The 10890-nt window shown below is 45.6% G+C and carries 4 protein-coding genes; 3 read left to right on the top strand and 1 reads right to left on the bottom strand.

The features are described from left to right. Positions 1–8: 8 nt before the first annotated feature. Positions 9–1472 (bottom strand): ATP-binding protein, encoded by a 1464-nt coding sequence (locus tag VK179_09235; GenBank protein HLO58911.1) that lies wholly within the window; start codon positions 1470–1472, stop codon positions 9–11. Between the two features lie 454 nt (positions 1473–1926). Here VK179_09235 and VK179_09240 point away from each other — a divergent pair, with 454 nt between their 5' ends. The 3 genes from VK179_09240 to VK179_09250 all read left to right on the top strand — a co-directional run. Further along, positions 1927–9039, top strand: coding sequence for a PKD-like domain-containing protein (locus tag VK179_09240; GenBank protein ID HLO58912.1), 7113 nt, complete (start codon positions 1927–1929; stop codon positions 9037–9039). 208 nt (positions 9040–9247) lie between these two features. Continuing rightward, on the top strand, positions 9248–10189 hold the full coding sequence (locus tag VK179_09245) for a hypothetical protein (protein ID HLO58913.1): 942 nt from the start codon (positions 9248–9250) through the stop codon (positions 10187–10189). 63 nt (positions 10190–10252) lie between these two features. Next, positions 10253–10890 (top strand): hypothetical protein (locus VK179_09250; protein HLO58914.1); only part of this gene is annotated, 638 nt, incomplete at its 3' end.

Consider the following 10890-nt stretch of genomic DNA (forward strand, 5'->3'; position numbering starts at 1 on the left):
ATATGAATTTAAGTAAGCGGAAAAATAATGGTTGCACAGGTGCCTTTACCGGGTTTGGAAGTAAACCGCAAAACACCATTATAGGTTTGCAGAATTGTTTTGGTTATGGCAAGTCCCAGGCCCGTACCCTTACCTGCTTCTTTTGTTGTAAAAAACGGATCCGTTATACGGGTAATATCGGCTTCATTAATGCCGCAACCGTTGTCAGATATATTTATTTCCAGGTTGTCAGTATTTTTAATTGTATCTATCCTGATCATTCCGTTTTTTTCAATAGCCTGTTCTGCATTAGAAAGAATATTCAGAAAGGCCTGGTGAAGTTTACCCTCATGGGCCATAATATTGAAAGGCTGATCAGTATAATTCCGGGTCACCTGTGCTTTTCCTTTCAGCCTGTGGTTCAGCATAACAAGGCAACTATCGATGATATTATGGATATTACAGGTCTCAAGGTTTCTATTATCCTGCCTGCTGTAATAATTCAGGCTTGAAACTATATCGGCAGCCCGTCTGACTCCGGTTTGTATGTCATCAATCAGCGGACCTACTGTACTTTCGTGATCAGGCACCTTATCACTTATATAGTTGGAAATAGCTATGATACCCCCGTTTATGAAATTCAGGGGGTTATTGATTTCATGAGCTACTCCGGCAGCAAGAACGCCCAGCGAGGCCATTTTTTCCGATTCGATCAGCTGATCCTGTGTTTCCTGCAACATATTTAACGCGCCTTCAAGCTCTTCTTTCTGACCGGCAAGTTCTTCAGTGGTAGCCTGTAATTCTTCGTTTGCTGTAAGAAGGTCATCCGTGCGATCTTTGATGATTAATTCCTGGTTATTGATCACATTCTGGTAAGCGATAATGAATTGCCGGGTAATAACGAGGATGATAATGCCCACTAAAAGTAAATGTACCGAATTGATTACCCATGGATAAACCTGGTTGATATACTCAGCCGGAATATAGGTAGGCGGAATGGAGAGTATATTCATGTGGTGAAGCAAACCGGTGATGAAGTAACATGTCACTGTAATAACATATATTATAACCGACTGCCGACTGGAAAGAAAAAGAATACAGAAAAACGGAATCAATACCATATATATACGTGTTGCCGAAAACAGCCCGTAATAAATAACATCCATTAACGACAGAAACAACAACAGGAAAATGACAGTATAGGTTTTGATTGTGTTGCTTAACTTTTTACGCAGGTATGTAATGGTTATAAAACAGGCAATAACCAGAAGATACAGGACGAATGTAATTTGAAATCCGCCGGTTATCCATATATATAAACTGATCAAATAGGCAATAATCCCTATTCCCGAACCGGTTAAAAGGGTTGCATCAAGTATCTCATTCTTAATGCTTTCAAGCGTATATTGACGTGACTTGCCTTTCAGATAAATCTTTTTATGGTATGGGATAATACGGAGGTATCTGAATAAAGTTAGCGATAATTTTTGAATAAATAGGCTATTAGATTATTAGACTAATTAGGCTATTAGGCTATTAGGATTTCGATTTACGATTTACGATTATCGAATAGTGACTGGTAACTGGTGACTGGTGACTGGTGACTGGTGACTGGTATAGTGACTTGTATAGTGACTGGTGACTGGTGACTGGTAACTGGATTTTGGATGCCTGCCTACCGGCCGGCAGGCTGGTTACTGGATGTCTCCGGTCCTATAGGTCTCATAGGTCTCATAGGTCCCAGGGATGAACATCGAACACCGAACACCGATTTAAGATTTAAGAAGTTTAACCGAATTACCGAATACTGATTACTGATTAATGTTCCCTGATCTCTGATCCCTGCTAATCTGTCAAAACACAAGTCTGCCGGATCAAATAACTGTAACCTTATAAATGAATGTTCGTTAGAATAAAATGGAACCAAAACAATCAAAATACCATTGAATGGCGTCGGGCTTGAATTACTCATCAGTATCTCATTATAGCAAGTATATATACCGTTTTCATCCAGAGAGATTAGTCTTTTTGGTTTTTCTGTTATTTGCCTGTCTGAATTCAGGTATTGGACAAACCAATTCTGTTACATTCACCTCAGGTACCGGATCGTGGATGGTGCCTGCCGGTGTAACCGATGTTATCATAGAATGCTGGGGAGCCGGAGGCGGTGGTTCAAACAGGGGCGGAGCAGCCGGTGGAGGAGGTGGCGGAGCCTATTCCCGAGGAACATTAACCGGACTGACACCCGGAAGTTTATTGAATTATACAGTTGGAGCCGGAGGTACAGTGGGAAATGGCGGAGGCAACTCATCCGTAGGTACCATTGTAGCCAATGGGGGTGGTTCAGTAAATAATTCCCGCACAGGTGGTACAGGAGGAGCAGCCTCTCCTTTAAGCGGCAGTGTGACTGCATCTTATGCAGGTGGTAACGGTGGTACTGCCCCAAGCAATGGTGGCGGAAATAATGAAAATGGCGGTGGTGGCGGTGGATCAGCTTTCACCAATGCAAACGGAAACAATGGTACCGGTGGTCAGAATAATCCCAACGCGACTTCACCCGGAGGGACAGGAAGCGGAAATGGAGGAGATGGCGCAGCCAGCGATGGAAATCCCGATGCAACAGCCGGCACAGGACCGGGAGGTGGTGGTGGAGGAAGAGGAGAAGGAGCAAGTACTTCAAAAGCAGGTGCCAACGGCCAGGTAAGAATAACCTGGACACCTGTTTATAAAGCCCTGTTCACTGCCATGGATTTTGGCTCCAGCACGTGGTATGCTGGTGAAACGCGCACAGTTACCGTAACAGTAATTAATAATGGTCTCGCTCCCTGGAGCGATACAGATCCGGATATCAATATTGGTGTAAAATGGAATTCAGATGCGGATTATTTAGTGCGTGTGGATGCCGGCAATCTCGCCATAGGCTCATCCAATACATATTCATTAACAATTACGGCTCCTACAACCGGCGGAACAGAAAATCTTACATTTGACGCAGTTTGTGAAGGGTATTGCTGGTTCTCCGACAACACAAGTTCCTGTGGACTTGGAAACACTAAGTATACATCAGGAAACATAACTATTCTCCCTTCAACGTATCAATTTACCACTTCAGGTACATTCACTGCATTACCGGGAATTACTTCGGTAAAGGTGCAGGCATGGGGAGGCGGAGGAGGCGGAAGCACAATCACCAGCAATAGCAGAAGAGGTGGCGGCGGCGGTGGCGGTGCTTTTGCAAGCAGCATTTTAACCGTCGTTCCCGGCAATACCTATAATGTGGTTGTAGGATCAGGTGGTGCTGCCAATACGGCAGGCGGAAGTTCAATCTTCGACGATACACGTGTTATAGCCGTAGGAGGTTCGGGAGGAACAAGCAATTCTGCAACAGCAGGTCAAGGTGGAACAGCAGCCGCATCAACAGGCTCAACGAAATATTCAGGTGGAAATGGGGCAGATGGACAAACATCATATTCCGGAGGTGGAGGTGGAGGTGCCGGAACAACTGGAGCCGGAGGCTCTGCACCGGCCGCAGATGCCAATAATGGTGCAGCCGGTATAGGTAGGGCTTTAAATGGAGGCAACGGTGGTACAGGTCGTAACACTAACGGAGATGGAAATCCGGGAATAACCTATGGAGGTGGTGGCAGCGGTTCAAGAAGAGGAAATTCAGGAACTGTAACGGGCGGATCCGGAGCTGATGGTTATGTAATCGTCAGTCTTCCTTCAGCAGTAACACTATCATCGCCGTCACAAATTGGAAATGACACGGTGTTTCAGGGCGATTTAAAACAGCCTGTTTTTAGTTTCGCCACAGCAATTGCATCATCTGAGGCTTTACTCACAAAGGTAGATTTTACTACAGCCGGTACCTATGCAGCTACCGATCTTGGCAGGTTCCAATTATGGTATTCGGCAACAAATAACTTTACTTCAGCAGTTCAAATTGGTGCAGATATTTCATCCACGCTGGGTACCGGGAGTCACAGTTTTACCGGGTTGAACCAGACAGTTGCCACCGGAACAACCGGGTATTTCTGGGTAACTGCTGATATTTCAAATACAGCCGTTTCGGGAAGAACAATAATAGTAAATGCCATTACTCCTTCGGATCTGACCTATGAATTAGCCAATGTATCCGGTTCAACCACTTCGGGCGGAACACAACTCATTCAGCCTACTGCCAATATAACGCTTTCATCATCAAACCCTGCTGTACCCGTGGCAAGCGCTACGCAGGGTACTTTTGATCAGCAGGTTTATGCTTTCACCACAGCAGTCACAAACGCCAACGCAGTGCTGACATCATTATCCTTTGTCACTACAGGCAGCTGCTCAGGAAGTGATCTGGTCCGGTTTAAATTATGGTATAATTCTTCAAATAATTTTGCTTCGGCTTTCAATATTGGCTCCGGAATTATTTCGGGACTGGGATCAGGAACACATACTTTCAGCGATCTTTCTCAATTAATCAATTCTGGAACGACAGGTTATTTCTGGATCACTGTTGACATAGCATCCTTCCCGACTAATAATAATACACTTACTGTAAGTGCATTAACCACAGCGAATCTGACATTTGAAAGGGCTATTAAATCCGGTACTGCTTATGCAGGTGGACAAATGACCATTTCGGCTACAAGTGGAATCATGCTGGGGTCTACCAGGCCTGCTGTTTCAGCGAACAGCGTGTTGCAGGGTTCTGTGAAGCAGCCTGTATACAAATTCACCACCCTTGTTACAGGATCCAATGTCACAGTGACTTCTGTTACTTTCACTACATCCGGAACCTATATTGCTTCCGACATGGTAAACTTTAAGCTGTGGTATAGCCTATCCAACAGCCTTGTTAGCGCAACACAAATCGGAGGCACAATAACCACCGGCTTAGGATCAGGATCTCATACTTTTAATTTTTCACAAACTATTACAGCCCCGGCGACCGGATATTTCTGGATAACAGCTGATATAGCAGCCGGAGCCGTTTCCCCTCATACCCTGGTGGTAAATGCCATTACAATGAGTGACATTGCTACAAATGGAACAGAGAGCGGTACGGCCTATGCCGGTGGAACACAAACCATTCAGAATAATGTCGATACAGACGGAAATGGTGTAGCTGATATATATGATTGGGATGATGACGATGACGGAATACCGGATGTAACTGAAAATGCGCCCTGTAATGTCACAGCCATAGAACTGTTCCCAAATAATGATTTCAGTGCAGGTAATACAGGTTTTTCTTCTGCATACGGCTATGCAGCGCCTGCAGGAGATCATACATTGTGGCCTGAAGGTTTGTATACCATAGTCACCAATCCTCAAAGTATCCATGCCAGTTTTTCAACATGTGGTGATCATACTTCAGGTACAGGTAACATGATGGTTATCAATGCTGATCCTACAGCTGGGAAAATAGTATGGAGTTCCGGTGCTATTGCGGTAACACCCAATACTGATTATACTCTGAGTTTTTACGTCACCACCGTATGCATGCCTAATCCGGCTCAGTTGATTTGGAATGTCAATGGTGAAAATATCGGCAGCCAGTTTAACGCAACCACCACAACCTGCCAATGGGTAAATGCAGTGGCCATTTGGAACTCAGGTAATAAAACCACGGCCACTTTCGATATTATAAATCTGAACATCGTTGCTTCAGGAAACGATTTTGCGTTGGATGATATTTCGTGTAAGTATCGGATCAATTGTGATACAGACGGCGACGGAGTCCAAGACAGGTTCGATCTTGATTCCGACAATGATGGTATTTATGATGTATATGAAGCGGGGGGTACGGATGCCAACCGTGACGGAATCATTGACAGTTATGCCACAGATGCCGATCATGATGGTTTAGCTGATGCCGTGGATAACCAGGATGCAGGAAATGGAGCCAGCGAAGTAAAAAACGGAACACCGCTTCTCAACCCCGATACCGATGTTGATGGATTGCCAAACATAATTGACAGGGAAAGCGATAATGATGGGTGTTATGATACTTATGAAGCAGGATTTAATGATGACAACAATGATGGTATTCTTGGAACAGCTCCTGTAACTGTTGATTCAGAAGGGAAGGTAACCTCTGCTGCAGGCTATACAACACCTGCGGATGGAAATGGAGACGGGATAAGGGATTTTATGCAGAAAATTCCGGAAATAACCGTACAACCTTCAAACAGTAATATTTGCGCACCATCAACCGGTACTACATTTTCTGTAACAGCCACCGGATCTCCAAATTACCAATGGCAGTTTAATGATGGCACAGGTTGGTCAAATGTAAACAATGGAGGAATATACTCAGGCGCCACAACTGCAAATCTCGTCATAAGCAGTGCGGTTACTATTGCAAATAACGGCTATCAATACCGGGTGCAATTGACGAGTCTGGCGTACCGGTGTACTCCGGTCACTTCCAATGCAGTTACACTCGGGGTATTTACAGGAGCACCAGCATCTCCGGGAGCCATTACCGGTAATACAACTGTCTGTCCTTCCATTATATCTGTTTACAGCATTACACCGGTAGCCCAGGCATTAAGCTACAACTGGTCTGTTCCGGCAGGATGGTCAATTATATCCGGTGGAAATTCGACTACTGTTACAGTAATGACTGGTGCGGCAGGAAGCGGCAATGTAAGTGTTTCCGCGACAAATACATGTGGAACGAGTGGTTCAAGTTCATTAGGTGTAAGTATAGCCTCTCCTACGCCTACTTTTACAGCAATTCCTGCAAATCCTTCATGCCAGGGAAGTAATCTTACCTATACCACACAAACAGGAAAAACAAGTTATGCCTGGACATTCAGCGGAACCCAGTTTGTAGATTATACAATCATTTCAGGAGGCGGCTCATCTGATAATACAGTTACATTAAGATGGTTGACTACCGGAAGTAAAACGGTAACCGTAAATTATACCAGCGGTGGATGCCAGGGAGCAACGGCTGCCTCAAACACTACGACAATAAACCCCAACGTCATTATTATGACTCATCCGGTGACTCCTGTAAATATGTGTGCGGGGACAGGCAGTGCAACATTTAGTGTAACCACTTCAGGAACCGTTTCTACTTACCAATGGCAGGTATATAACGGAAGTTCCTGGAACAACCTGAGCAATGGTGCGCCTTATAGTAATGTCACAACGGCTGATATGACCATTTCGAGCCCGACCATGTTAATAAACAATTATCAATATCGTTGCCAGGTCACCGGCACCTGTGGAACAGCCACAAGTAATCCTGCTACATTAATTGTCAATACTTCAGCTATTACTGCTCAATCTACAGCAGGACAAACTCAGTGTATCGGAGGCGCCTTTAGCTCCATTTCAATTACATGTCCGGGTTCGGGTCTGACCTATCAATGGTACAGCAACACATCGGCATCCACTACCGGCGGAACATCATTAGGATCAGCCAATGGCGCTCAAACCGACACATATACCCCTCAAACCACCGTTGCAGGAACTTTATACTATTACTGTATTGTCACGGGAGTCTGCGGTACCACCACGAGTACAATATCAGGGGCCTTCACGGTGAACTCAGCCCCGTCCATCACTACACAGCCTTCTTCTCCGGCTGCCGTGTGCTCGGGTACCAATTCAAGCACTTTCACTGTGGCCGCTTCAGGAACAGGACTAACGTATCAATGGCAACGCGGTATTTCAGGTGTCTATACCAGTATCACTGCCGGAACCACTCCCAACGACGGTTGCACCTATTCAGGATTTGCCACTGCTACTCTCACGGTAACCAATGCCGTATCGGCCATGAACGGTTATACCTACCGTTGCGTGGTCAGCGGAACCTGTAACCCGGCAGCCACAACTGACGGAGCAGCTAGCCTTACGGTTAACACAGCCCCATCCATAACCACCCAGCCTTCATCTCCGGCTGCTGTATGTTCGGGTACCAATTCAAGCACCTTCACCGTGGCCGCTTCAGGAACAGGATTAACGTATCAATGGCAGCGCGGGATTTCAGGTGTCTACACCAGTATTACCGCCGGCACCACACCCAATGACGGTTGCACCTATTCAGGATTTGCCACAGCTACCCTTACGGTAACCAATGCCGTATCAGCCATGAACGGTTATACTTACCGCTGCATGGTCAGCGGAACCTGTAACCCGGTAGCAACCTCCGATGGAGCGGCAACTCTTACGGTTAACACAATTCCTTCTGTCTCGAATAAAACAGCGTCAGCCTATAGCGGAGTTGCTTTCACTGTAACACCTGTAAATGGCACCGATGTTGTTCCTGCCGGTACAACCTACAGCTGGCCTTTGCCGGTCGTTACAGGTGGCCTTACAGGCGGAGCAACAGGAACAGGCGCTGCCAGTATTTCCGGCACATTGCATAATCCTTTAAACAGCGCACAAACAGCTACATACACCATTACACCAACTGCAGCCGGTTGCACTGGTTCTGATTTTACAGTTACTGTTACCATAAATGCCATACCGGTTATTTCAAATATGACCGCAACGGTTTGCAGCGGAACCGGATTTTCTGTTACCCCGACTGATGGTATAAACGGCATTGTTCCCCCGGGAACCACCTACAGCTGGAATGCACCAACCGTTACAGGAGGTCTTACCGGCGGAGCTACCGGTTCGGGTGCAGCAAATATTACCGGTACTCTTTCCAATCCCACGAACAACGTTCAGACGGCAACATATACCGTAACTCCGCTGACAGGAACCTACACCGGAAACACCTTTACAGTGACTGTTACTGTAAATCCCGTGCCTTCATTTTCAATATCAAGTGAAACCACAGTGTGTGAAGGAACAGCTATCACACTGGAAGCAGGTGCAGGTTTCGCTGCTTATGAATGGAAATCAGGCGCCACCATACTTGGTACTTCTCACTCCCTCGATATAACCACCGGTACTGTAGATACCAGTACACCTGTTACAGAAAGTTATTCGGTAAAGGTTACCAATACGTATGGATGCGAATCTACTGACACCCAGGATATCTCCGTATACCACAAATCGGATACAGGACCTGAATATCTCATTCCGAATTCTATTCATGAATGAAGCTGGTTATTGATCTATATCAACGGTTTTAATAAGGCAGATCAATTTCTTGGTCAGCCGAAATCAACAAATCATCAAAAAAACGTAACAAATCATCCCAAGATTACGATATAATCAATGATTTGCATAAATGCACAAATGTGAATATAATCCCGGACGATGAAGTACGGGTAAGCAATAGAGTAATAAACAATTAATTAAAACAAAAATGAGAAAGATTAACTTCTTGAAAACTGTTCTGGGTGTCGCAGTAGCAATTATGGCAGGCACCAGTGCTTTCGGTCAGATACCGGCGAATTATGTAGCGTATGATCCTGCTGCCGCTGCACCGAATGATGTAGATTATGTTACGGTTGGAAAAACTATGGGTTATTATACATTACCCGATCCGGTTTATTCTCCGACCTATGTTGCCACTGGAACTCTTGGTGCAGGTCTGACCTGGATCTGGACAAACACAGCTGACCCCGGAACTCCGGCAGTTTTAGCTTATCCCGGCGCCGCAAACTATGCCACGATTACTTATCCTGTTGCCGGTAATTACACTATCACATCGGTTGAGCACACTCCCGCAGCATTCGGCGGATGCGATGGTTCAACAAGAACGTTGAATGTAACCGCGGTTGATGCACCTACAGCAGAATTTACCACTGCAGACATACTCACCGGATTATGCGGAAATCAGGCTGCACAGTCATGTGTCCTGGCAATTACTGAAGACGTACCTGTTGCAATAGCCGGTTACTCCTTTGTTGTAACTGAAAGTATTGACAATATCAATGCCGCTGGTGTAGTGACTGCCAATGTTTCTACAAATGCTACATTTGTTAACTTCCCGCTTGCAGCAAAACTGAAAACTCCTGCTGCAGGTTTTGCCGGTGCACAGCCTGATTATACCTATACATTCAATTCTTCTGCATTAGCTGTTCAGAACAGCCTTCGTACAAGATATACCTACACTCTTGCAAGTGCAGCCGGTGTTACCGGTACAGGTATTGTTTCAGCTATTTCACAGAAGTCTGACTTCCTGAATGCTCCTGCTTCGGTAACTGGTTATGCATTCGGTGGAAAGACAACTGTTGTATTCATCGTTAACCCTGCACCTGTAACTGGTCCGATCTACTATGTGCCTAATACACTCAACTATTAATAATCTTTACAGTTAGTAGAGCAGAACAGTTGAATTAGTCATTTGGTAAAAAGGAACACCATATTGACCCTATTGCTTATCATAAGCTCCGTAGTGCGAGGCTATGGTCAAAGTTTACCCTTTGCCTGTGCCGGCACTATGGAAGCTTATGGTGTGCAAGGACTGCCCAATTCGGTTTACTTCTGGGAAGTTGACGGAGGATTGCTGGTGGACACAATCTACGGCCTGGGCAATGACAGTGTCATTGTTCGCTGGGATTATGAACGGAGAACTCACAGCATTTCAGTCACAGAACAAACAGAATTCGGGTGTTTCGGTATTCCTGTCGGTGGCTCGGTATCCATTCATGCTCCTGTGGCAAACCTGCAGGATCAGACCGTGTGTGCTGATACAGTGGCTACGTTCGACGGTACAATATCTTATACAACACCGGTTTCATACCTGTGGCCCGATGGCAGTACAGGTGAAACCTATTCAACCGGCACTGCCGGATATGTTTGGGTAAAGGTGACAGGAACCGATCAATGCGCCGACTACGATTCGGCTTACCTGACTGTCAACCCCCTGCCCGATGTTTATATTGGCAAGGACACCACACTTTGCGGAACTGAATCCATGACCCTTGATCCGGGTGTATTTAACGAATACCAGTGGTCAACAGGAGATATAAGCAATACTATAACCGTTGACGGCAGAAGAAT

Source organism: Bacteroidales bacterium (assembly GCA_035299085.1).
In the GTDB taxonomy this organism is placed as follows: Bacteria; Bacteroidota; Bacteroidia; order Bacteroidales; family UBA10428; genus UBA5072.